The following is a 21,195-nucleotide window of genomic DNA, read 5'->3' as shown; positions in this document are numbered from 1 at the left end:
AACGGGACTTCAGCTGCGTGGTTGTCGTCACGGGTGCCGGTACGAGCCTCGGGACCGCGGTTGCGCATCGGTTCGTCGCCGTCGGGTACACCGTGGCGCTCGTGGGCCGCGCTGAGGCGACTCTGCGGCAGACATCCAAGAGAGCCTGGACCGCGTGGAAATGGCATCCCCGGGTCGGGGATGTCTTGCACCTGGGCGCCAAGGTGTGCTCGGCCAACTCGGCGCCGACCGGGTGGCGTTCGGTGTGGTAGGTCCAGCAGCTCCGCGTCGACCCACCCCGGGACCACGGCGGCCGGCTTCCAGCCGAGGTTCATTGCGTCTTGGAGCCCGATAGCCCGACGTTCAGGCCGACGCCGCCGACCGGCCAGTGGATGTGGGCGGCGTCCCCGGCAGACTGTCCCGGTTCGGCAGCGCGACCCGGCTGGCCCGCCGCCTACCGCAACCGCCGGATCCGTACGGGCAAGAGCCGCTGCCCCCACCCGATGACGCTGATCGTCGACTCCCAATCGGTCGAGGCCGCCTCCACCGTCGGTAGGGACAGCCGCGGTTACGACGCCGCCCATTAGATCAACGGACGCAAACGACACATCACGGTCGACACGCTCGGTCTGCCCGTGATGATCACGGTGACGCCCGCCGACCTCCAGGACCGCGACACCGCCCGCGACGTGTTCTGGCGCCTGCGCCTCACCCAGCCGCAGATCACCCAGGTCTGGGCCGACCGCGGCTACGCGGGCGAACTCGTGTCCTGGGACCGCGAACGCCTCTGGCTCACTGTGCGCATCGTCTCCAGGCCGAAGGGCACCAAGGGCTTTTGCCGTCCTGCCCCGCCGACGGAAAGCCGAACGGACCATCGACTGGTGCATGAACGCCCGCCGCAGCGCACGCGACTACGAACGCCTGCCCCAGCACTCCGAAGCCCACCTGAACTGGGCACTCATCACCATGATGAGCAGGGCCGTCGACCGCGGTGCGGCGGGAGAGGGTGCGTCAGCGTGCGTAGCCGGCAGCGAGGGCCGACACCCCACCGAGGTGACTCGTCCGACAGCTTCGGATTGGACGGGCGTGGCCGCGGCTGGACTCGCGAGAGCGGGAATCCGGTGGGGGACCGCCCAGATCTCTACCTCTGCGCCGCTGCCAGGCCGGTACCGACGCGGTCCAGCATCGCGTGCACGGCGGCGATCCGGTCTGCCGCGGGTTGGTCGACCTGCCAGTACTGGACGGCGGTCCCGAGGACGGTGACCGCGACGTTGGTCACGAGCATGATCTCCGGCTCAGACAGGTGAGGATGGTGTTCGAGCGCCCAGTCGCGCAGGTCGGTCACGAGCCGTTCGGTCATCGGTCGAGCGGACCGGGACAGGATGGGTGAGTCGGCCTTCAGGTGCAGGTGCAGGTGCACGACGATCTGCGCTTCGAAGTCGTCGAGGATACATGGCGGCCCAGACCGCGATGATGCGGCCAGACCCTCGCGGGACTACTACCTCAAGAAGCGAGACCAAGGGCTGATGCACACCCAGGCGCTGCTCGCGCCCGCCCGCCGCCGGGTCGATGTCCCGTGGGCCATGCTGCGTGACAAGAGGCTGTTCACCTCCGCCCCGCTGGTCACGCAGGCGGCTTGACACGATCAGTGAGATTCCCGTCGTCGTCCTGCTTCGGCGGGCGCGGCTGGTGCTGGCTGTGGGCGCCGATTCCGCCGGAGGCGGGATTCGACGGCCGCGCCGTTCCGTTGACGGCACTCCCGCTCCGGCTTGCTGCTGTCGCCGCGACCGCCGTGGGCATGGATGCCGTGCCGCACGCCCGAGGCAGCGCCGCCACCGGTGACCACCGGGCGGCGCCACCGGCGGTGCGGACCAATTCCCGGCCACCTGGACAGAGTCTCCGAACCCTGGGAACTCAAAGATCAGGTGGATGGCGGCGCCGAGCGCGCAGGCGGAGACGGCGAGGCTGGTGGCAACGGGCCCGCTCTCGCCGGTGCCGACACGGAGTCACGAACCAAACAGACTCACTGATCAGCTTCACGAAAATCTTGACTGAGCCAGGATTCAACCGCCCACACCTTCAGCCGCCCTGGAGTTCGGCTGCCTGGTTCACCGGTTCCAAAACGCGGGCGACAACGGGTCCCGGAGGTGCAATGTGCCCCGGAGAATGAGGCAGGACGCCGGGAAGACGTACTCGCCGCCGGGCGCATCCGCGTATACCTCGGTGGCCGACCGAAGATCTCGCTGAACCGACACCGCGGTGCCGCCGCAGAACGCGTCGATGATGCCGCCAAACATTCCAGGTTGCGAGAGCATCCGCCAGATCGCCGCGAAGTCCGGAAGTCGAATGAAAAAATCCACAGTGCTTTCCTCGACCTCACCGAAGCCCGCTTCGCGCAGCAGTTCTTTCCGAGCGGTCGAATCCGGGAACGATTGCACACGGGAGCCCGGCGCGGTGCCAGGGGGTGCGTACCAAGCAAGGATCGGGGCGGCCAGCGACCACAGGGTGTTCGATCGCATGTCGCCGTAGGTCGCCAGGCTGAACCGACTTCCCAGCCGCATGATGCGGACGGCTTCACGGAGGGATTGTCGTGGGTCACCGACCTGCAGCAATCCGAATGTGGAGACGATCACGTCGGTCGAGGCGGCCGGGATCGTCAACTGTTCCAGGGGCATCACGGCGAATTCGGCGTTGGTGGCGCCGAGGGCGCGGGCCTCTGCTCGGGCGTGACCGATGGCCGCGGGATCCAGATCGACGCCGAGCACGGTGACGTCGGAGCGGCGTGCGGCGAGCGTGAGACTGGGCCGCCCCAACCCGCACGCGAGATCGACGACGGCGGCATTCTCCGGAATCTCGATCGCGTCGAGAACGGCGTCGACGACGGGATTGGCAACGGCGGAGGCATGCGTCATGACTGAATCCCTTTCCGGCCGAGGTGGCCCATGCGAGTGCGAGTTCTGAGGCGTCTCGGCGGCGATCACACTGATCCCAGAGAACCATCGCGAGGGCCCTGCGCCCATGCGCATAAAGCCCGGGCCCATACGCGTCTGTGTCTGGCGTTCCGCGGTGCCCGTGCCCGCACTGCTGGCCGGCGGACAGCTTCTCCCGTTCGGCTCCGGAAAGGCGCCCGCACCGCGGTGCCGGCTCCTCGGTACATCTTGTCCGCCCAGCACGGAGCACCGACCGCGGCCAGGGCATCGACGATGCTGTGGGCGCGGCCCGCACGGATGTCGTGCACCGCGCCGGGCCGGGCCCACATCAGGTTTCCCAACCGGTCGGCGAGGGCTGCACGTTCATCCCATGCTTCTTGTGCGCGCGATGAGGGCCTCAACCGCATCAAACGCCGGCGGTCCGAGGCCGATCGCGGTGGAGTGTCGCCCTGTGTGCCGACCGGATGACGTCCGCGAGGGCGGTCGGCTGCGAGAGGAACGGCGAGTGCGAGGGGTCGAACTCGACAACCCTCGTCGGCATGGCCGAAACAGCGTCGATCTCCCTGACGAAGAGGCGCTGCAACTCCGGGCGTATCGCGTTGTCCCTGGCACAGACGATAGAGCTGTGCGGGATCGAACCAAACCGTTCGGCAGTCACCGTGATCGGCTCGGCGGCAACACCGGTAGGTGCGTCCACTGTCAGCAGCGAGATCGCCGCCTCGGCGATCACGTCGTCAACGTCGTCGTTGTAGAACGCCTCGCGGATGGCGGCTCGCCGATCGCTCGCCTGTGTCGTATCGCAACGCACCGCCGACATGCGCCGCCGGCATGCCGTTGACCGGGGCGCACGCCGCGACGTACATGAGTTCGGCGAACAGTTCGGGCGCCTGTTCGGCGACGGCGGTCGCCACGACGCCGCCCATACTGTGCGCCACGACCAGACACGGGCACGCGATCGGATCGCCGGTGCGGGACCCGGGCTGGAGGCCCGCCGGGGCACCCAGGTGACAGACCGGGTCCGCCTCGGCGGCTTCCTCCGCCTACGAAAGCCTTGAACAGGTGCGTAGTCAGCAACCATCGGCCTCGATGCTCGCGAGTACCCTGCGGCTGACGTCCGGATCCGGGCCTACGTCGAGGCCCCTCTCCCCCAGAACGTCCGCGCTCACAGCCTGCGCCGCTCCCGCTACCGCAGACCGGCGAAGAGCCCCGTCCGTACATGCTCACCGAGCGGTCCTGCACCATGGCCCGAATCGCCGACTGGTTCGACAGCGCACCGCCGCCCCCGCCGGTCCAATCAATTCCGCGGTCTGAGCACCACCACCGCATAACCTCGTCACCATCACCGACAGAGTCACAGCATTGAGGGACTGGACATCAACTGTCTCGGAGCGTCATGAAGACGCAGGAGGCTCATGACACTGCTGCAAGGCCCGTGCCGAAGGTCTCGGCCGCGAGGTATGGGTTCAGGTGGGGGTGACGGCTGCCGACGGCGATGTCTCGCCAATACCGCTGGAGTACGTTCGCGTTGTTGAAACCGCTCGCGCCGTGCAGGTCGAGCATCCGCTCGACCGCGGCCCGGCAGTCCCGGCCGGCGTCCGCGAGATCCATGTGCAGGCGGGCATCGTCAGCCTCGGACAGTTCGGCCGTGTCCGCCGCCCGGGCGACTGCGAGCATGGTGTTTTCGGCGCGGTTCACGAGGTGGGTCGCCTCCGCCAGCCAGTGCCGGGCCCCGGGGGAGTCCCCCATCCGGGAGTAGGCGGTCATGAACGGCTTGCGGTCCGAAGCGAACATCGCGTTGATCGCGTCGAGCGCGCCCCGGGCGGCCCCCAGCACCGGTCCGAGCACCGTCATCGCGTACAGCAGTCTGTCCCCGAAGGAGAAGGGGTTCGCTGCCTCGATTCGCTCAGCCGACGCGACTCGCTCAGCCGACACCAATATGTCCTCGGCGACCAGCGTGTGGCTGCCCGTGCCACGCATACCGGCCATGTGCCAGGTCCGCTCGATGGCCAGGTCGGCCGTCGGTACGAGGGCGAAGGAGAACTCGCCGTCGATCAGCAGACCGAAGCCGGCCCAGGCCGCGTCTTCGCACCCGGAGACGTACGGCCAGCGGCCACTGACGCGCACGCCCCCAGGCACGCGCTCGCCTTGGCCGGCGGGGACACCTGTTCCGCAGAAGAGAGCGTCCGGGTCGGCGAAGACCTCACTCACCAGTTCATCCGGGAAACACTTGGCGGTGATGTTCTTCGCGGTCACGCACGTCCCGGCGATCCAGGCCGTGGACGGACAAGCTCGGCCCAAGCCGGTCAGGCGTCGCGCGACGGCCTCCGCGCCCGCCCAGGCACCCCCGTACTCCCGCGGTGTCCGCAGCGCGAACACCCCGTCCTTGCGTAGCGCCTCCAGACTCTCCGCGGCGGGCCGGTCGTTCTGTTCCGCGTTCTCGGCATGGGCACGCAGGACCCGGATGGTCTCATCCTCGGTGGAGTAATCGATCATGGCATCAAGGCAACCAGCTGCCGCGCGTGCCAGACCATACGTGAGCCGCCCCGGTTCATATGCGGCTGAGCGTGGTGACCACGCCCACATGTCTATAGGTGACTGAGCAAGCGGCTATGTGTCAGCTCTGCTGTCGTATGCCCGCTGGCAGTTCTGGATTTCCTCGCTGTGCTCGACGGTCCAGCCGTAGAGATGCCCGAACGGCTCGCGCAGGGACTCACCCAGCGCCGTGAGCGAGTACTCGACGCCAATCGGTGAGGTCGGCAGTACTTTCCGACGAACCATGCCGTTTCGCTCAAGACGGCGCAGTGTCTGAGTGAGGACACGCTGTGTCACGCCTTCCAAGCGGCGCTTCAGCTCATTGAACCGCATGGGCTGCTCAAGAAGCGCCATGATCATCATCGACCACTTGTCTGCTATCTGGTCGAGGATGGGCCGGCTGGGGCAGTCCGCCCGGAAAACGATGCGTGTTCCCGCGTCAACGCCGTGCGGGTCGGTATCCCTCATGATCCTTGGTTCTCCCAGAGTGCGTTCTTGACGGTCCCAGCGGCCTCGCCGACGGTAGGTATGCATTGCAAACCTACCCATCTATCGGTAACCAATGGAGAAGCTCTTGACCACCAACGTCTACTCGACCCTGCACATGAGCATCGAAGACGGCGTCGCCCGGATCGTCCTCGACAATCCGCCGGTGAACGTGCTCGACGCGACGATGATGCGCGAGCTCCGCACCCTGCTGACCACGCTCGCGGACGACTCAACGGTCCGGGTGATCGTCTTCTCCAGCGCCGACCCGGAATTCTTCCTCGCCCACGTGGACATGCGGATCGGGGAGAAGATGGACGTCCTCCAGGAGCTCGCCGCGTCGACACCGGCCGACGTCAATGTGTTCCAGGCTGTCGGCGAGCTCATCCGCCACCAGCCCCAGGTGACCATCGTCAAGCTGGCCGGGAAGGCCCGCGGAGGCGGGGCGGAATTCGTAGCCGCGGCGGACATGGCATTCGCCGCCACCGAGACCGCCGGAATCGGTCAGATCGAAGCGCTCATGGGCATCATCCCCGGCGGAGGCGGAACGCAGTACCTCCGGGACCGCGTCGGTCGCAACCGCGCACTGGAAGTGGTCCTCACTGCCGACCTGTTCGATGCCGAGGCCGCAGCGTCCTACGGCTGGATCAACCGGGCCCTGCCGGCTGACCAACTCGACGAGTACGTCGACCGTATCGCCCGCAATATCGCCGCGCTGCCCGACGGTGTCATCGAAGCAGCCAAGCGCTCGCTGCCCGCGGATGACTTCAAGGAAGGACTCCTCCGGGAGAACGACGCTTGGGCTTCTCAGATCAGTCAGCCGGCCGCTCAGCAGTTGATCAGCGGGGGCCTACAGAGTGGGGCGCAAACACCGGCCGGCGAACGCGACCTTGAGGAACTGATGCGCAGTGCCACCCGCCAATGAGTCAGAACCAGTAGCCGTCGCCGAGACGGACGTGCGGGCAGGTGCCGCGATCCCGTAGCTCCTTGGAGCGGTCGCTGCTGGGGCGCCCAGCAAGAACTCCTACCGCAACGACTTCAGCCGTCGCCAGCAGGTAAGTGCGCATCCGAGGGTGAGGAAGGCTTCGTGGATGTCGTCGCCTATCTCCCATATCTCCCAGCGGATCCGCGGGCGGCGGAACCAATGCAAGCAGGCGAACGCGCGCTCCACGACCCAGCGTTGGGTTCCCAGGCCGGAGCCGTGCTCAGTGTCGCGGTGAGCGATCAGGGGTTCCCCCCGAGGTTCCGGACCAAGCGGCCGTATTTGTCATAGTCACAGCCGCGGTCCGCCGGCACCACCTCCGGACGACGCTGGGGCCGGCCCGCTTGCCTGGCACAGGCAGCACAGGCGGCACAGCTTGGAGGAGCGGTATCGGCTGGGTGACGTCGTTACGGTTGCCGTCGGTCAGGGTGGCGGCGAGCGGGATCCCGGTGGCGTCGGTGATCAGGTGATGCTTGCTGCCCGTCCTGCCCCGGTCTACGGGACTTCGTTCGGGCTTGATTCCCCTTTTAACGCCCGGATGTGCGCTCGCTGGTCGACCTCCTTCGCGCGGATGTGTCCGGAGTACGGATGGGCAGCCGAACGACACTGACCGCGCTGATGGGCCTGGTCCTGGTCCACGGGCTGCGTCAGTGGCACGAGCAGGACAGCACCGCCGGGTGACCGAAGACCGACGACCCGGCGATCGCCGCGGCCCTGCGGGAGGTCCACGAAAAACCGCAGCGGCAGTTGCCGGTGAGCCGACTCAGCGAGGCCGCGCGGATGCCTCGTACAGCGTTCCGCCGCGAGTACGGCTGTCGCCCACGTGCTTCCGCCGGCGGCGGCTCAGAACGCGAACAGTGCCGGGCGCACCAGGCCGCCGCCCGCGCCGACACGGTGCACCGCAGGCGCCGGGCGATCGCAGTCGACGGAACAGTGCTTGCACGGCGCGAAGCGCCCAGACGGCCGTCAGGTCTTCGTGCTGTCCGCGGTCCGCCATGGCGACGGCATCACCCTCGCCTCTCGTGAGATCGGCGCATAGACGAACGAGACACCCGAGTTCCAGCCCCTGCTCGACCAGATCAACGACGCCGATCTCACCGGGCGGTCATCACCGCCGACGCGCCCCACGCCCAGCACGCCCACGCCGCCGCCTACCTGCACCAACGCAGCGCGCACCGAACGCCACCGCGTCCTCGCCCTCTACGGCATCACACGACCAAACAGACATCACAGGCAAACGCCGGGGCCTTGCTGCCAGGTCGTATCGATCACCATCACCTCACGTCATCCATGGCGAGCAGACCGGCGATCCCCAGAAAGGAGACACCGCTCGCCAGCTCCACTTTGTGCTGGTTTCGCACGGAAATGCCGACGACTCCAAGGCGGCTCCCCACCCCCACGTACAGCAACCCCACAAGGAACTCCACCAGCAGATAGACAGCGCCGAGAACAGCGATCTGCATGGGGGCTTCATCCGTCGATGTGGCCGTGAACTGGGGCAGCAGCGCAGCGAAGAGAAGCAATGCTTTCGGGTTACTGATGGCAACAAAGAATTCAGTCACGATAATCGAACGAATATTCTTTTTGCTGTTGCTGTCGTCTGATGTCGCCAAAGCGTCATCTTTCAAGTCTCGTGACGCTTGATGGAGAGTGCGAATTCCAAGCCAGGCAAGATACACGACACCGATCCACTTGATCACGACAAGGGTTGTGGTAGACGATGCCATGATGGCACCCAGGCCCGCGACGACCAGCCCGATGAGAACCGCGAACGCAGCGAGACGGCCACCGATACCAAATAGCGAGCTCGCTAATCCGTAACGCATAGCATTTCTCATCCCCAAAACTTGGCTGGCGCCAGGTATGAGTGATACCAGAAGGACGGAAGGAAAGAAGGCTGCCCAATTCATTAAGATTCCAAGAGTAGTTGAACGACTATGCACGCAGGCTCTTGTGATAAATCACGAAGTCGCAGGGAGTGGCCAGGCTGGGTGCCAACTCCGGATACGAATCGTCGATCGAGCCTGTACGGACCACCTGGTAGCCGATGCGTCCGTACCAGGTGGCCAGGAATTCCTTGGAGGGGTGCGACCACTCGCGCGGAACAAGCAACTCCAGCTGCATGACATCGAGGCCGGCATCCCGACCGTACTGTTCGGCGAACCGAACCAGTTCCCTGCCGATCCCCGTGCCACGCCGCTTGGGCGCGGCGGCGAGCATGCCGAACTCACAGATGTCAGCGGTGAGTTGTTGGATCCGGACGCAGCCGACGAGCTCCTCGTCCAGCCGTGCCACAGTGATCTCCCCCGCGTGGGTGAGCGACGCAACCTCCTGTCGGCTGGTCCGCGTTGTGCCTGGAGCCCACAAGCCTTCCTCGGCCACTTCGTAGACCTCGTTGATCAGCGCGGTCAGCGCTGACATGAGAGCGAAGTCTTCGGCGTGGCCAGGAGAGAGTGTTTCGATGCGGAGTGCTTCATCGCTGGTCATCGATGTGCCCTTCATCAGCGGGATTCTCAACGGAACCGTTGTGTGCCGCCGCCGAACCAGCCGAACCAAGCGGACATCTCATCCAGGCAGTTGGCGGCGCACGACCGATTCGGCGGAAACCTAGGCCTTGAGATATCAGGCTCTCAACGCCGTGACAACCGGGTGGGACGACCAGCAGGGGACGCTGTTGCGGGTCCAGGAGCCGGTGGCGCGGCCCTATGCTCCACGTGCCTGGCGGGACTCGAGGCTGCGGAAACGGCCGGGTGAAATCCCGTACTCGCGGCGGAAGGCGGCTCCGAATGCGAATTCCGTCGAGTAGCCGACCTGGCGGGCTATCGCCGCCAGCGGCGCCTTGGTTTCCCGGAGCAGCCGGGCGCCGTAGCTCAGGCGCCAACCGGTCAGGTACGTCATGGGCGGTTTTCCGACCAGCGCGGTGAATCGTTTGGTGAATGCTGTCCGCGACATTCCTACGGTCTCGCCGAGCTGCTGTACCGTCCACGGCTTGTGCGGGCTCGAGTGGATCTCACGCAGCGCGACAGCGATGGCGGGATCGCCGACCTCCGGCCGGTCCACGTCACGATTCTGCTCCAGCCACTGACGCAGGACATGAGTCAGCAGCAGGTCCAGTAGCGCAGCACGGGTCGCCCCGCTCCCGGGTTGAGTATCGGACACGTCCACAGCCAGGAGATTGGCCAGCGACCGCAGTTGTGAGGTGTGGCCATGGTCCGACGACACCGCGATGACCTCAGGTAACGCTCTGAGGAAGGGGTGCACTTGTCCATGGTCGAGCCAGTAGGCGCCGCAGAGGATGTCGACGTCGGCCGGATCGGAATCGTGCGGGCCCGCTGGGGACAAATTCTGGAGCAGGGATGGTGCGTGACTCAGTCCGTACTCGGCGCCGAAGGGGGTGAGGACGACATCGCCCGCCTTGAGCGCGCGTGGCCGGCCAGTGGCCGTGATCAGCCATGCGCTGCCTCGCAGGAGGATGTTGAAGCCGCTGCCCGCAAAGGCGGGAAATCGTATGCCCCAAGAGCCCGACTCCCTGACCCGGCAGGTCTGGGCGCGCCCGATCCGCACGCTCCCGATCGCCTCGCTGAGGATGTCCATACCTGCGCCGGTACGGGCACGAGTGATGGCGACTACGCGGGTGGAATTCGCTTGGTTCACGAGTTTCTCGTCTTTCATATCACCGGGCCCACAACGGCCCAGGTTTGTCCCTACCGCCGTAGCCTAAGAAATCGGCACGGCAGGCACTTGAACCACAGCGGCGTCCGGACAGAACATATGCGCCACAGGACGGCATCCGAGCAGCGAATACAGGGTGGGACCGAAAGGTGACGGACAGTACTGGAGCGGAAACTCACGGGTCGCGCGGGGCGTTCTACCTGGACTCGCCCACGCCGGGTGCCGCACCGCGAGAATTCGACGCCTTCCGTCGTGGATGGCAGACGCAGATTGGCGATGTTTTCATCGTGCCGCCCTTCAGCCCAGCCACGATCACCGATTTCCGGCTCAATGGACGCGTCACCAGGGTGCGCGACGCGGCGATCGGTAATCTCCACAGCGCGTCAGCCGCCGGCACCACGGACACCCCAGGCGGCGTGCGTTGAGGATCTGGTACCGATACGCACTCCCGATGTGTGACCGTACCGGCGCCGCAGGCGATCACAGTGTCAGCGCGTATCGGGCGCGCGGCGGACGGAGACGGGGGATCGCCGATCTCCGACCGGGCCGCATCACGATGCTGCTCCAGCCAACTGGTGCACAGGACCCAACTGGTGCACAGGACATGGGTCACGCCCGAGCGCACCGACTGTGCACGTACGCGTATGGCTCGGCATCACCGGAGTATGGGCCCACCCGACGGACCGCTGGTTGAGTCGACCACGCCACCAGGCCAGAGTGGAGCGCTCCGCGAGCGAACCGGTTGGGCACGGACTCAGCCTCTCAGCAAAGGTGTCGATATGACCGCGGTATTTGTTCATGGTGTGCCCGAGACCGGCCGGCTGTGGGACCGGCTTCGTGTCCGTCTCGAAACCGATTCGAGAGCCCTGGACCTGCCAGGGTTCGGTGTGCCGCGTCCCGCCGGATTCGGCGCGACCATGGACGAGTACGTCCAGTGGCTGGAGGGGGAGTTGCGGGGGATCGATGAGCCGGTCGACTTGGTCGGACACGACTGGGGTGCGGGGCTGGTGGCACGGGTGGCCACGAAATCCTCGGCCGTGGTGCGGAGTTGGGCCGTGGACGTGGCAGGCATCCTGCACCCCGCGTACGTCTGGCACGATCTGGCCAAGCTGTGGCAGACCCCGGGAGCGGGGGAGCAATGGGTGAAGACCGCGGTCGAGGCCGCCGCCGCGGGAAGCCCGGATGATGCCACGGCGCTGTATATCGAGGCCGGGGTGCCCGCCGAAGATGCCGCGGCGCTGGCGGAGAGGTTCGACGCCACGATGGCGGACTGCATCCTGGACCTGTACCGCTCGGCGACGCCCAACCCCCACGCCCACTGGGGGGCTGAACTGTCAGCTCCCCCCTCCTCCCCCGGGCTGGTGATCCAGCCGTTGCTCGACCCCTACGACGACCCGACCGCCTCCGGCGAGATGGCCGCCCGCCTCGGGGCCCGCACACAGCGCCTCGAAGGTATGGGCCACTGGTGGATGCTGCAGGACCCCGACAGCGCGGCCGAAGCCCTGGAGCGGTTCTGGACCTCCGTCGGCGAGGGATGACGACCACGGCGCAGCGGCGCGGCTCCCGGGGCTCGGCCCGTCTGCCCCCGTGGTCTTGGGGAACATTGATCCGTCAACTGGCATGCGAATGAACACCTCTGGCGCAGAGCGTGAGCGACGCCGATCGATGCCGATCGATGCTCGATCAATAAGGAGAAGAAGAGCGCAATGGTGCACGTGTTGGTGCTGGGAGCCGGTCCGACGGGCCTCATGACGGCGATGATGCTCGCCACGGACGGACACCGGGTCACGGTCCTCGACCGTGATCCCTCCCCTCCGAAGGGCGGACCCTCGGAGATATGGAGCGACTGGAAGCGGCCCGGCGTCCACCAGTTCTCGCAGGGCCACCTCCTTATGCCGGGCGGCTTCCAGCTGCTGGCCGCCGAGTTACCCACCGTGGTGGAACGGCTCATCGACCTGGGAGGAAGCCGATACAACATAATCAGTGGGGCCTGGGGTGTGAAGGAGATCGGCGGCCCGCAGCCGGGTGACGACCGGTTCGACACGGTGGCTGCCCGGCGGCCGGTGCTGGAGGCGGCCCTCCTGGCCGAGGCAATGGGGACTGCCGGCATCACCGTACGACGCGGGTCGCGGGTCACCGGACTGCTGGTCGGCAACCCCCGCAGCGCGGGTCGCCCCCATGTGACGGGCGTGCTGGTCCAGGGCGGTGAACGGGTGGAGGCGGACCTCGTGGTCGACGCTGCCGGCCGTCACTCGCAGGTGGCCGCGATGCTGGCCGACATCGGAGCGGCGCCGCACGAGGAGCGGGTGGAGAGGGGCTTTCGCTACTACACCAGGTTCTTCCGCTCGGCCGACGGCACCCTGCCCCCTCCGAGGCCGTGGCTGGTCTACCACCACGAAAGCGTCTCCGTCATATCGTTTCCGGGCGACTCCGGGACGTGGGCGGTGTGGATGGTGACCTCCGGCCGTGACCAGGAACTGCGTGGCCTGGGAAATGAGGATGCGTGGCAACGAGCGGCGAGGCTGCTGTTCGCGACTGAAGCGCGCTGGGTCGAGGGAGAGCCGATCACGGGTGTGCGGGCCATGGGCGGAATGGGAAGCACATACCGCCGCTTCGTGGTCGACGATCTCCCCGTGGCCACCGGGATCCTGACGGCAGGCGATGCCTGGGCCACGATCAACCCCGCGTTCGGCACGGGGATGACCATGGGCTTCAGGCACGCCGCGCTGCTGCGCGACACCCTGCGCATGGTCGGCACCGACGACCCCGTGGAGCTTGCCGTGAGGTTCGACGCCGCCACCGAAGAGCAACTGACTCCCGTGTGGAAGCGCATCGCCGCATGGGACCGGCACCGCCTCGCCGAGATCGACGCCGAGATCCGGGGCGAGGGCTACACCACCGACGATCCCGCCTGGCACCAGAACCTCGCCGTGCATACCGCCTCCCGGAAAGATCCCGACATCCTGCGCGGCTTGACCGACGTGGGCTCTCTGCTTGCCACCCCCGAGGAAGCCCTGGCCAAGCCCCACCTGATGGAGAAGATCGCCGATCTGGGCGTCGGCGCCTCCCGTTACCCCGATCCCGGCCCCACGCGCCGGGAGCTGCTGGCCGCCCGGGCGAACGACTGACGCCAGGCCGGGACCGGCCTCCCATCCCACCGCCGAGACGGTCAACAGCCCGGTTCGGCGGTGGGAGTTGGCAGCTCCGCCCAATGCTCTGTTGAGACTGGTGCGAGTTCGAGATCGCGAAACGGCCGGGTGAGATCCCGTACTCGCGGCGTAAGGCAGCTCCGAATGCGAATTCCGTCGGCCTCACGTAGAGCCGTTTGACCTCCACGACGGCGGGCTTCAGCGTCCGCGGCGCGCCATGCCGATCAGGTCGTTCTCGTGCTCGATCACGAGGAGGGCCGCGTCCGGCCCGTCGAACGCGCGCACCTGCTCGGCCGCGGTGGCATCGTCCGGAATCGGCATGACCTGCGGAACTCGTCCAGCAGCCGCCCCGTCGCCCAGGTCAGGTACTCCAAGTTGAGGCCGACGACGGCATCGAGGTCAACGGAGAAGCCCGCTGGGCGGATTCTCATGTGCTCAGACCGATCAGGCAGGCCACCTGGGCCCCGGGCCGGCCGACCGGTTCAAACACCGTGGACATCACGACGTGGAATCCGGCTCCCTGCAGCATGGCCGCCACCGCCTCGGGCCGCCTGCGGTGCACCGTCAGATCGACCTGGCTGCCCCACTGCTGGTCGACGTGCTTCGGGCCGTCACCGACCTGGAAGGCCATCAGGACCGGCGCCCCGTCAGTCAGCACCCGGCGGAACCCCACCAGCACAGCCGGAAGCTGGTCGTCACGCAGGTGAATCGTGGAGAGCCAGGCGATGACGCCCGACAGACTGGCGTCGGGCCGGTCGATCTCGGCCATCGAGCCGACCTCGAGATCCAGCTCCGGGAAGTTGGCCCTGGCCTGCTCGATCATGCCGGGGGAAAGGTCGATGCCGAACACGTCCAGGCCCAGCTGGTGCAGGTACTGCGTGATCTGTCCCGGCCCGCACCCCACATCGGCAATGCGGCCACCGGAGGCCAGCTCGGCGAAGATCGACAGCATGCCACGCTCAACGGGCTGGCGCGCCAGGTCGTCGAGGACCAGCGTCGAATAGTTGCCGGCCGCAGCGTCGTACGACGCCCGCACGGCATCCCACTGCTCGGTATCCCACTGGTCGGTGTCTCTCACAGGAATGACTCCGTTTCGGTTTCCATAACTTTTCGCAGGGGCGACCGTGGCCGAGGGCCATGCCGTCAGGCGGGCCCTTCTGGGGCCAGGAACGACAGGATCGCCGCGGTAGCGTCCACGACATTGCCTACTCTGCGTCACGGTCGAGTCATGGCTCGGCGCCGGTAGCAAGGCCAGGTCCGACCGAGCTGATCACGGTCAGTCCCGAGGATCTACCACTGAGTCCTGCGATCATGCAGGCTGAAGCCGTCATGTCATTGGTGGGGCCGGGGGTGGACCGGCCTATCGACGCCGTGATGTCGGCGGCACAGCCGTTCGCGAGTTGCGTGCGGCAGCGCGGCGGGCCTCGCGGAGCACTGCCTCTTCGGTGCGCGAGGTGTGCACGAATCGGCCGCCCGCGTACCAGTAGGCGGCTGCCGCGATGCGCAGTGGCCACAGCATGGCCTGCACGACCGCTCTTTTTCTCCGTTCCGACAGCAAGTTGAGTCTCCTTTGTGAGGGCAGATCGCCTCAGCGCTCGTCATCCGCGAGGCGCCAGTTCCAGTTGCGGCGTTCGTAGGCCACCTGGAACCCGAGGCGGAGCATGGTTTGCAGGGACAAGTTGCGGATCTCGGCACCGGTCTCGCCGATGAGTAGGCGACAGCCCAGTTCCTGTGCCAGCGGGGCGCGGGCGGCCAAGCCGGGCGCTCTGGCCACCGCGCCGGCGCGCGTGGGGCAGCACCGCGCGGCGAACATGCCACTTGCCAGGTTCCGCGCATGATCTTGTCCGTCACGTGGCCATGGCTGCTCTTTCGTTGGCGGCGACTGCCCTCGCCAGCAGTGCCGGGTCGGCCAGCGTGGCGGGGTGGCGCAGCATGTAGGAGACGTTGTTGAAGGCGCGCGTGACGTCCCCGTCGGCGAGGGTGGCGGCCGTGATCTGTTCCATGGCCCACCGCTGCTGCCGTACGTCTGCCGGCACCTCGGCACCGTTTTGCGCATCCAGGCGGGCGGCGTCACCCCCGGCAGAGATGGCCCAGGCGGCATCCACGACCACCTGCTGAAGGCGGAAGAACTCCCGCGCGGCCGTGCCCAGATCGGGACCACCGCCGAGATAGGAGGCCAGGCAGGACGCGTGCAGCGCGGCCGAGCTCATGCCCTGGCCGTAGATCGGGTTGAACGACGCCACGGCGTCCCCCACGCTGACCAGGCGGGCGGGAAAGCGGCCCACGTCGGCGAAGTGGCGCCGTCGGCTCTCGGCCTGGTGGTAGGTCACCACGTCGCCGATGACGGCGCCGGCGGTGGCCGTGGCGAAAACCGGGGGCAGCTTGGCGCAGGCCTCACGGAACTCGGCGAGGGTCCGGCCGGGCCGGCTGTCGCCGTAGCCCATCAGCATGACGATCCACCGCTTGCCCTCGATGGGCTGCGCCGCCGCGACGGACACCCCGCCCGAGGGGTACTGCGGCGTGAACAGTGCCAGGGCGCCGGTCTGCTCCAGGTCGGTGACCTGCACCGGCCGCTCGAACAGGGCCGTCGCGTAGTTGATGGGCGCTGCCAGCCGCTCCAGCCCGGGCCGGTCGTAGCCACCCTGCGTGAGCCAGTTCGACAGCCTGCTGGAGCGTCCCATGGCGTCCACGACAAAGTCCACGTCCAGCACCCCCGCGCCCCGACCTCCGTCGGGCATCGCCACGTAGCCGACCGAAGTGACGGCGTCGTCGCGGTACTGCAGCTTGGTCGCTTGCGCGCGCAGGACGGACACGTTGGGCAGGGACGTGACCCGGTCGCGGATCAGAGCCTCCAGCAAAGGGCGCCCGATCGCGAGCAGGTGATGGCCCTCACCGTCCGGCGCCTGCGGCACGCCGTCGATGACAGTGCTCCCCGTATCGGGCACCAAGGACGCGCCACGGTCCTGCGCTTCCTTCGTGACCCCCGGAATCCACCGCTCCACCCACCGCTGACCGGCCGGCAGCAGCGTATGCACCTGCTGATCCTGAGGCACACCAGCACGCGCCCCGGTCACCGCCACGATGTCGTCGGGCTCGATGACCACGACCTGGCGGGCACGGTCGGAAAGCACCCGCGCCGCCAACAGTCCCGCGATACTGCCGCCGATCACACACGCCGTGTCAAACAACACAGGGACGTTGCCGGGCGGATCGGCCTGGACGAGCTTTTCAAAGAGGGAGACCGCGGACTCGGTCATGAAATGTGCTCCCGTTGGTGAGATGACGTCGGTGCAGGAATGGACGCCTGAGCGCACTCAGGCGTGGGCCGGCCGCGAAGGCTCCGTCATGGCCGTGCCTGACCGTCCCGGCGGGACGGCAGCACCCATGACGGCCACTCTTGTACGCTCCGGCCGTCGAAGTCTTGTTCCTGCTGGCCAGCTGTCTTGTACTTTCGTGCCACCCCAGGGAGTTGCGGGCCACCCCTCGCTGTCGTCGATGCCCGCGTACGTACCCTGCTGCGGTGGACAGCACAGTCAGCACATCGCTCTGGCGGGTGGGCGGCGCCTCGCCACCCGCGGTCGACATCGCCGTGCCCTATGCCGACGAGAACCGGAACCATGTGCTGCTCAGCGACTGGCGACGCCAGGCGGGCGAATCGTTACCGGCGCCCCCGCTGACGCCGGCGCGGCACAGCGAAGGGGCGTACCAGGTCCGCATCCGGGCCCAGAAATTGCTCGACATCCCCGTCGAGGACCAGTACAGCGACGCGGTCGCCGGGGGCACCGGCGGTCCGGACGGGCACCACGGGGACATGATCGTCACGCACATCACGCTCAGCGGCGAGTGGCGCTTCACCTCGCGCAACCAGCGGTCCAGGGCGGGAGCCGGGACACTGTGTGTCCGCAGGAACGAGGAACCCTGGGACTTCCAAGGGCTGGTGAACGACCAGGTCATGGACGACGCGGACTTCACGCCGGCGCTCCTCGAAGCGGCGACGGGCTACATCGAGGACCGTCTGCTCGACGATTCCGAGCTGAATGCCCGAGCCATCGCGGAGGCGCTTCATGTGTCCGTCCGCACCCTCTACCGCGTGTTCGCCCAGAAGGCCACATCGTCGGTCATGGCGTACGTCCGTGAACGACGCCTCGAACGTGCCAGGGCGGAACTCCTCTCCACACGCCTGACCGTGTCCGAGGTCGCCGCCCGCTGGCACTTCGCCGACGGCCGTCATTTCGTCAAGGCGTACAAGAAGCACTTCGGCGAAACACCGACCGCCGGCAGGCGGCGCTGACTGCTCCTGGGAATGTAGGGGATGTCCTTGGCGGCGATGACCGGGATACGACGATCGAGATGCGGGCTCGCCACCTCGGCGGGCTGCCAGCGAGCCTGCCTGGCACCCTGGCACCCTGGCACCCTGGCACCCTGGCACCCTGTGAAGTCTGCGCGGTTCGGCATTAGGCCCGTGCCTTCCGGCCGGAGCTCCACGTGCCGGGGTCGCTGAGCTCGATGATGGTGCCGACGTTGTCGGTGACGAAGGCGATGCGCTGGCCGGTTGCCGGTATCTCCATGGGGCCGCCGATCAGCGGCACATCGAGTTCGAGCAGCCGGGACACTGCCGCGTCGAGATCTGCTACAGCGAGGCAGAAGTGGTGCAGGCGCGACGTGTGCATGCTCGCGAGGATGTTGTCGGTCGGCGCCCCGCCCCGGTTCGACGCGCCCGCGAGGAGCTCGATCTTGACGTCACCGGCGGTGAGGAAGACGAACGTCGTGCCGTGGGCCTCGAACCGCTGCTCGACAGCGAAACCGAGGTTGCGCGAGTACCACGCGATCGTGGCGTCAAGGTCCTCTGGCGTAACGGTGATGCCCACGTGGTCATGGGAGAACGTGAAGGTCATGTCGGTAAGAATCATCGACCGCCGGGCCGGCAACCAGAGAGAGGAATTCGGTAGGAAAACCGCTACCACCTTCGGGTTGGCGCCGGGTGCGACAATCAGTCTCATGACCGTTGACATCGCGAAACTCGGTCCGATGTTGCGCACCTGGCGTGGCCGTGTCTCACCGGACACGGCGGGACTGCCCAGCGGCCACAGGCGCCGGGTCACGGGACTGCGCCGGGAGGACCTTGCCGAGCTCGCGGGGATCTCGGTCGATTATGTGGTCCGCCTGGAGCAGGGACGCCATGTGACCCCATCGGCGCAGGTGACCGCGGCGCTGGCCCGCGCCCTGCAGCTCACCGACGCCGAGCGGGACCATCTCTACCGGCTGGCCGGGCTTGCCCCTCCCGCCGGCCGGGAGATCTCGGACCACATCCCGCCCGGCCTGCGCCGCATGCTGAACCGGCTCGGCGACTCCGCAGCCGCCGTGTTCGCCGCGGACTGGCAGCTCATCTGGTGGAACCGTTGCTGGGCGGCGTTGCTGGGCGACCCGTCCTCAACGCCGTCGGCGCTGCGCAACTTCGCTCGCGACACCTTCCCTGCCGGCAGTGCCGCCCCCTGCCTGTCGCACTGGCCGGTGACCTCGCTCAGCCAGCCGGAGGTCGAGGTTTCCGTCGTGTCCGACCTGCGCCGCGCCACGGGACGGTTCCCGGACAGCGAGCGCCTGGCCGGCCTGATCCGGGACCTCACGACGGGCAGTCCGCGCTTCGCCGAACTGTGGGCCTCCGGCGTGGTCGGCGCGCACCGGGAAGACCACAAGATCGTCCAGCACCCGGTGACCGGGCCGATCGCGGTGGACTGCGACGTCCTGACCGACGGCGACGCGGAACGCAAGATCGTCGTTCTCACCGCAGCCCCCTTTACCGAGGACGAAACCAAGCTCCGCCTGGCGGTGGTATCGGGCATTTCCAGCTCCTCTCACGCATGAGCGGAACAACCCGTTGATCAGGTTGCATGCGTGGGGCTGTGATCGTTGATCAGGGCGGTTGCCAGGCCAGGCCCGTTGCGGTGGGGCAGCCGGTGGTCGCGTCGGGCTGGTGCCGGACCTGCTTGAGGCAGCTACGGACGAGGCGTTCGGGGCCGGTGATGTCCGCTGAGCAGAAAGGCCACGATGCCGCGCTTGAGCAGGCCCCAGATGCCGTCGCCAGCGTCCGCCTCGGGCGCTGGGCGGTCAGGTGCTACACCGTCAGCCAGTGGTTGTCGTGCCATCCAGGTGGTGAGCCCCGGCATCCTGCGGCTGGAGGGGTTCTCCCGGACCAGGGCGATCGGGACGTGCAGCATCTGGTGCAGGCCGGTGAGGAACGCCCGGTCCAGAGGCCGGCGTTGGTCGTCAGGGAATCCCTGCGCGGCGGCAGCAGCTGCCCGTACCGCCTCCACCCGCTCGGCTTCTCCGCTCTGACCGGCGACCCAGCAGCACGCGCTGCTCCTCGTTCGCCCTGCAAAAACGGCTCTTGGGCGGTTGGGGGAGATGTGTGCTTCGCGCGCATCTCCCCCAACCGCCCATGTCGGCTCCGCCTGTCACGTCATCCCCACTGGCGACGCCGGACCCGTTGACGTGCCGCAGGGGCTCGGTCCTGTCCTTCTCCTGCGTGCCGGTGAGGGTGCGGACCGTGAGAGCGCAGGCCACGGCCGCGCCGATGACAGCGGCGTCGGCGACGGCCAACGGGCCGACGTTCGTGTAGGCGCGGGCGATAACGGCGTCCGTCGTGTCGGTGTACATCAGGCCCGCCCCACTCAGGGCGCCGACCAGCCACAGGCCCCACCACCAGTTCGGGGATCACCCCTCCGCACAGCGAATACTGGACCGGCTCACCGAGGTCCCGACCTGCCCGTGCGATGCCGCCTGGAACGTTCTGACCGGCAACCGCCGCTGGCTGGCTTTCAACTGTGGCGCGGCAACGGCCGACGGACGTGACCGCAACATGGCTTGGCGGACATTCACCGACGCGCCGTCCACAGTCTTCCGCTCTGCCGGGCATCTGAACTCATTCCGCGCCGCCATCGTCGCCGGCTTACGCGCGGCGGCCCGTCGCTACCCCACCGACCCGGAACTACGCAGCCTCGTCCGCGATCTGCACGAGGTCAGCGGGAACTTCGCCGGCCTCTGGGACGCGAAGGGCCAGCCGCAAAACGAAGGGGACCAGCTGACGGTGGACGACCCGGATCTCGGCCGCTTCACGCTGGACACGGACGTACTGACGGTAGAACCAGGTGACCTGCGCGTGGTCGTACTCAGTGCGCCCGTGAACTCGCCGGACGCAAGTCGGCTCGCAGCGATAACCGGCTGAGGCGGCGCCCGCCGCAGGTTGAGCGGGTTCTTCGAACAGGACGTCAGCATTTTCCCCGTCTCCACCGGGACCAGCGGAGCGCTTCCTTTGAGTAGGGTCAGACGGCGCGGACCCTTCGCTTCCGGCTCCTGCCGCGGCGACGGAAAGACCGACGCGAAGGACGCCTGGGTGATCGCCGACCAGTCTCGTACGTACCGCGACCTCCAACCTCTGCGGGCAGCGGACGAGATACCCGTCGACCTG

Annotated in this window: 21 protein-coding genes and 7 pseudogenes; 12 read left to right on the top strand and 16 right to left on the bottom strand. The window is 67.5% G+C overall.

Annotation, left to right across the window (positions count from 1 at the left end; all coding sequences use genetic code 11):
* Positions 1-17 precede the first annotated feature (17 nt).
* Entirely contained in the window at positions 18-251 is a 234-nt protein-coding gene (locus G5C60_RS54055) for an SDR family NAD(P)-dependent oxidoreductase (protein ID WP_420907362.1), read from the top strand.
* On the opposite strand, the pseudogene G5C60_RS11680 reads toward G5C60_RS54055, so the two are convergent.
* A pseudogene (locus G5C60_RS11680) lies at positions 197-391 on the bottom strand (FAD-dependent monooxygenase); the annotation flags it as partial. The gene G5C60_RS54055 and the pseudogene G5C60_RS11680 sit on opposite strands and share 55 nt — an antisense overlap.
* Before the next feature lie 175 nt (positions 392-566).
* On the opposite strand from G5C60_RS11680, the pseudogene G5C60_RS51825 reads away from it, so the two are divergent.
* Positions 567-878, top strand: a pseudogene (locus tag G5C60_RS51825) (transposase); the annotation flags it as partial.
* Positions 879-1,120: 242 nt separating this feature from the next.
* Here G5C60_RS51825 and G5C60_RS51820 read toward each other — a convergent pair.
* A complete protein-coding gene (locus G5C60_RS51820; protein WP_241266713.1) occupies positions 1,121-1,339 on the bottom strand; it encodes a hypothetical protein in 219 nt (72 codons plus the stop codon).
* Positions 1,340-1,428: 89 nt separating this feature from the next.
* Here G5C60_RS51820 and G5C60_RS11665 point away from each other — a divergent pair.
* A pseudogene (locus tag G5C60_RS11665) lies at positions 1,429-1,619 on the top strand (IS110 family transposase); the annotation flags it as partial.
* Between the two features lie 468 nt (positions 1,620-2,087).
* On the opposite strand, the gene G5C60_RS11660 reads toward G5C60_RS11665, so the two are convergent.
* From G5C60_RS11660 to G5C60_RS11645, 5 genes and pseudogenes are all read right to left on the bottom strand, one after another.
* Entirely contained in the window at positions 2,088-2,891 is an 804-nt protein-coding gene (locus G5C60_RS11660; protein WP_165257831.1) for a class I SAM-dependent methyltransferase, read from the bottom strand.
* A 169-nt stretch (positions 2,892-3,060) separates the two neighbouring features.
* Positions 3,061-3,291: pseudogene (locus G5C60_RS51815) on the bottom strand (IS5/IS1182 family transposase); the annotation flags it as partial.
* Positions 3,292-3,315: 24 nt separating this feature from the next.
* Positions 3,316-3,726, bottom strand: coding sequence for a hypothetical protein (locus G5C60_RS11655; RefSeq protein WP_165257828.1), 411 nt, complete (start codon positions 3,724-3,726; stop codon positions 3,316-3,318).
* Positions 3,727-4,319: 593 nt separating this feature from the next.
* Positions 4,320-5,402, bottom strand: a complete 1,083-nt coding sequence (locus G5C60_RS11650; protein WP_165257826.1) for an acyl-CoA dehydrogenase family protein — start codon at positions 5,400-5,402, stop codon at positions 4,320-4,322.
* A 114-nt stretch (positions 5,403-5,516) separates the two neighbouring features.
* The gene (locus G5C60_RS11645; protein WP_165257824.1) at positions 5,517-5,909 is read right to left on the bottom strand and encodes a winged helix-turn-helix transcriptional regulator; all 393 of its coding nucleotides are present in this window, start codon (positions 5,907-5,909) and stop codon (positions 5,517-5,519) included.
* 106 nt (positions 5,910-6,015) lie between these two features.
* Here G5C60_RS11645 and G5C60_RS11640 point away from each other — a divergent pair, with 106 nt between their 5' ends.
* Positions 6,016-6,852, top strand: coding sequence for an enoyl-CoA hydratase/isomerase family protein (locus G5C60_RS11640; RefSeq protein WP_165257821.1), 837 nt, complete (start codon positions 6,016-6,018; stop codon positions 6,850-6,852).
* 99 nt (positions 6,853-6,951) lie between these two features.
* On the opposite strand, the pseudogene G5C60_RS51810 reads toward G5C60_RS11640, so the two are convergent.
* A pseudogene (locus tag G5C60_RS51810) lies at positions 6,952-7,441 on the bottom strand (transposase); the annotation flags it as partial.
* Positions 7,442-7,746: 305 nt separating this feature from the next.
* Between G5C60_RS51810 and G5C60_RS11630 the strand changes: the two are divergent.
* Positions 7,747-8,085, top strand: a pseudogene (locus tag G5C60_RS11630) (ISAs1 family transposase); the annotation flags it as partial.
* A gap of 98 nt (positions 8,086-8,183) precedes the next feature.
* Here the strand turns inward: G5C60_RS11630 and G5C60_RS11625 are convergent.
* The 3 genes from G5C60_RS11625 to G5C60_RS11615 all read right to left on the bottom strand — a co-directional run bounded on the left by G5C60_RS11625 (position 8,184) and on the right by G5C60_RS11615 (position 10,503).
* Positions 8,184-8,819, bottom strand: a complete 636-nt coding sequence (locus G5C60_RS11625) for a LysE family translocator (protein WP_165257819.1) — start codon at positions 8,817-8,819, stop codon at positions 8,184-8,186.
* A gap of 25 nt (positions 8,820-8,844) precedes the next feature.
* Positions 8,845-9,411: a GNAT family N-acetyltransferase gene (locus tag G5C60_RS11620; protein WP_241266696.1), complete on the bottom strand. Its 567-nt coding sequence runs from the start codon at positions 9,409-9,411 to the stop codon at positions 8,845-8,847.
* A 201-nt stretch (positions 9,412-9,612) separates the two neighbouring features.
* Complete coding sequence (locus tag G5C60_RS11615) at positions 9,613-10,503, bottom strand: AraC family transcriptional regulator (RefSeq protein WP_165257814.1); 891 nt, start codon at positions 10,501-10,503, stop codon at positions 9,613-9,615.
* Positions 10,504-10,730: 227 nt separating this feature from the next.
* Here G5C60_RS11615 and G5C60_RS11610 point away from each other — a divergent pair, with 227 nt between their 5' ends.
* The 3 genes from G5C60_RS11610 (at position 10,731) to G5C60_RS11600 (ending at position 13,709) form a co-directional block, all read left to right on the top strand.
* A complete protein-coding gene (locus tag G5C60_RS11610; RefSeq protein ID WP_165257809.1) occupies positions 10,731-11,006 on the top strand; it encodes a hypothetical protein in 276 nt (91 codons plus the stop codon).
* A 354-nt stretch (positions 11,007-11,360) separates the two neighbouring features.
* Positions 11,361-12,119: an alpha/beta fold hydrolase gene (locus G5C60_RS11605; protein WP_165257804.1), complete on the top strand. Its 759-nt coding sequence runs from the start codon at positions 11,361-11,363 to the stop codon at positions 12,117-12,119.
* A gap of 168 nt (positions 12,120-12,287) precedes the next feature.
* On the top strand, positions 12,288-13,709 hold the full coding sequence (locus G5C60_RS11600) for an FAD-dependent oxidoreductase (protein ID WP_165257937.1): 1,422 nt from the start codon (positions 12,288-12,290) through the stop codon (positions 13,707-13,709).
* A gap of 219 nt (positions 13,710-13,928) precedes the next feature.
* Here G5C60_RS11600 and G5C60_RS53105 read toward each other — a convergent pair whose 3' ends face one another.
* From G5C60_RS53105 to G5C60_RS11585, 4 genes are all read right to left on the bottom strand, one after another.
* Positions 13,929-14,051: a hypothetical protein gene (locus tag G5C60_RS53105; protein ID WP_277611235.1), complete on the bottom strand. Its 123-nt coding sequence runs from the start codon at positions 14,049-14,051 to the stop codon at positions 13,929-13,931.
* A gap of 106 nt (positions 14,052-14,157) precedes the next feature.
* Entirely contained in the window at positions 14,158-14,766 is a 609-nt protein-coding gene (locus G5C60_RS11595; RefSeq protein WP_338145781.1) for a class I SAM-dependent DNA methyltransferase, read from the bottom strand.
* Between the two features lie 552 nt (positions 14,767-15,318).
* Positions 15,319-15,486, bottom strand: coding sequence for a hypothetical protein (locus G5C60_RS11590; protein ID WP_241266695.1), 168 nt, complete (start codon positions 15,484-15,486; stop codon positions 15,319-15,321).
* A 91-nt stretch (positions 15,487-15,577) separates the two neighbouring features.
* Entirely contained in the window at positions 15,578-16,987 is a 1,410-nt protein-coding gene (locus G5C60_RS11585; RefSeq protein WP_165257799.1) for an FAD-dependent oxidoreductase, read from the bottom strand.
* Positions 16,988-17,250: 263 nt separating this feature from the next.
* On the opposite strand from G5C60_RS11585, the gene G5C60_RS53625 reads away from it, so the two are divergent.
* Positions 17,251-18,021: a helix-turn-helix domain-containing protein gene (locus G5C60_RS53625; RefSeq protein ID WP_338145780.1), complete on the top strand. Its 771-nt coding sequence runs from the start codon at positions 17,251-17,253 to the stop codon at positions 18,019-18,021.
* Between the two features lie 163 nt (positions 18,022-18,184).
* Here G5C60_RS53625 and G5C60_RS11575 read toward each other — a convergent pair whose 3' ends face one another.
* On the bottom strand, positions 18,185-18,625 hold the full coding sequence (locus G5C60_RS11575; RefSeq protein WP_165257795.1) for a VOC family protein: 441 nt from the start codon (positions 18,623-18,625) through the stop codon (positions 18,185-18,187).
* Positions 18,626-18,728: 103 nt separating this feature from the next.
* Here G5C60_RS11575 and G5C60_RS11570 point away from each other — a divergent pair, with 103 nt between their 5' ends.
* From G5C60_RS11570 to G5C60_RS51805, 3 genes and pseudogenes are all read left to right on the top strand, one after another.
* Complete coding sequence (locus G5C60_RS11570) at positions 18,729-19,592, top strand: helix-turn-helix transcriptional regulator (protein WP_241266694.1); 864 nt, start codon at positions 18,729-18,731, stop codon at positions 19,590-19,592.
* A gap of 778 nt (positions 19,593-20,370) precedes the next feature.
* Positions 20,371-20,952 carry an MmyB family transcriptional regulator gene (locus G5C60_RS11565; protein WP_165257790.1) on the top strand — a complete coding sequence of 194 codons (582 nt, stop codon included), beginning with the start codon at positions 20,371-20,373 and terminating at the stop codon, positions 20,950-20,952.
* 117 nt (positions 20,953-21,069) lie between these two features.
* Positions 21,070-21,195, top strand: a pseudogene (locus G5C60_RS51805) (IS110 family transposase); the annotation flags it as partial.

Origin of the sequence: Streptomyces scabichelini (assembly GCF_011045015.1) — a bacterium.
Lineage (GTDB): Bacteria > Actinomycetota > Actinomycetes > Streptomycetales > Streptomycetaceae > Streptomyces > Streptomyces scabichelini.
Note: the sequence above shows the minus strand (reverse complement) of the source record. Positions and strands in the feature narration are given on the sequence as shown.

Excerpts from the sequence above, each read along its gene's own strand:
- G5C60_RS51820 (WP_241266713.1), bottom strand. The coding sequence starts at position 1,339 with ATGACCGAACGGCTCGTGACCGACCTGCGCGACTGGGCGCTCGAACAC.
- G5C60_RS11655 (WP_165257828.1), bottom strand. The coding sequence starts at position 3,726 with ATGTCGGCGGTGCGTTGCGATACGACACAGGCGAGCGATCGGCGAGCC.
- G5C60_RS11570 (WP_241266694.1), top strand. The coding sequence starts at position 18,729 with ATGACCGTTGACATCGCGAAACTCGGTCCGATGTTGCGCACCTGGCGT.
- G5C60_RS11650 (WP_165257826.1), bottom strand. The coding sequence starts at position 5,402 with ATGATCGATTACTCCACCGAGGATGAGACCATCCGGGTCCTGCGTGCC.
- G5C60_RS11600 (WP_165257937.1), top strand. The coding sequence starts at position 12,288 with ATGGTGCACGTGTTGGTGCTGGGAGCCGGTCCGACGGGCCTCATGACG.
- G5C60_RS11585 (WP_165257799.1), bottom strand. The coding sequence starts at position 16,987 with ATGACCGAGTCCGCGGTCTCCCTCTTTGAAAAGCTCGTCCAGGCCGAT.
- G5C60_RS11620 (WP_241266696.1), bottom strand. The coding sequence starts at position 9,411 with ATGAAGGGCACATCGATGACCAGCGATGAAGCACTCCGCATCGAAACA.
- G5C60_RS11625 (WP_165257819.1), bottom strand. The coding sequence starts at position 8,819 with ATGAATTGGGCAGCCTTCTTTCCTTCCGTCCTTCTGGTATCACTCATA.
- G5C60_RS11575 (WP_165257795.1), bottom strand. The coding sequence starts at position 18,625 with ATGACCTTCACGTTCTCCCATGACCACGTGGGCATCACCGTTACGCCA.
- G5C60_RS11605 (WP_165257804.1), top strand. The coding sequence starts at position 11,361 with ATGACCGCGGTATTTGTTCATGGTGTGCCCGAGACCGGCCGGCTGTGG.
- G5C60_RS11615 (WP_165257814.1), bottom strand. The coding sequence starts at position 10,503 with ATGGACATCCTCAGCGAGGCGATCGGGAGCGTGCGGATCGGGCGCGCC.
- G5C60_RS11645 (WP_165257824.1), bottom strand. The coding sequence starts at position 5,909 with ATGAGGGATACCGACCCGCACGGCGTTGACGCGGGAACACGCATCGTT.
- G5C60_RS11660 (WP_165257831.1), bottom strand. The coding sequence starts at position 2,891 with ATGACGCATGCCTCCGCCGTTGCCAATCCCGTCGTCGACGCCGTTCTC.
- G5C60_RS53105 (WP_277611235.1), bottom strand. The coding sequence starts at position 14,051 with ATGCCGATTCCGGACGATGCCACCGCGGCCGAGCAGGTGCGCGCGTTC.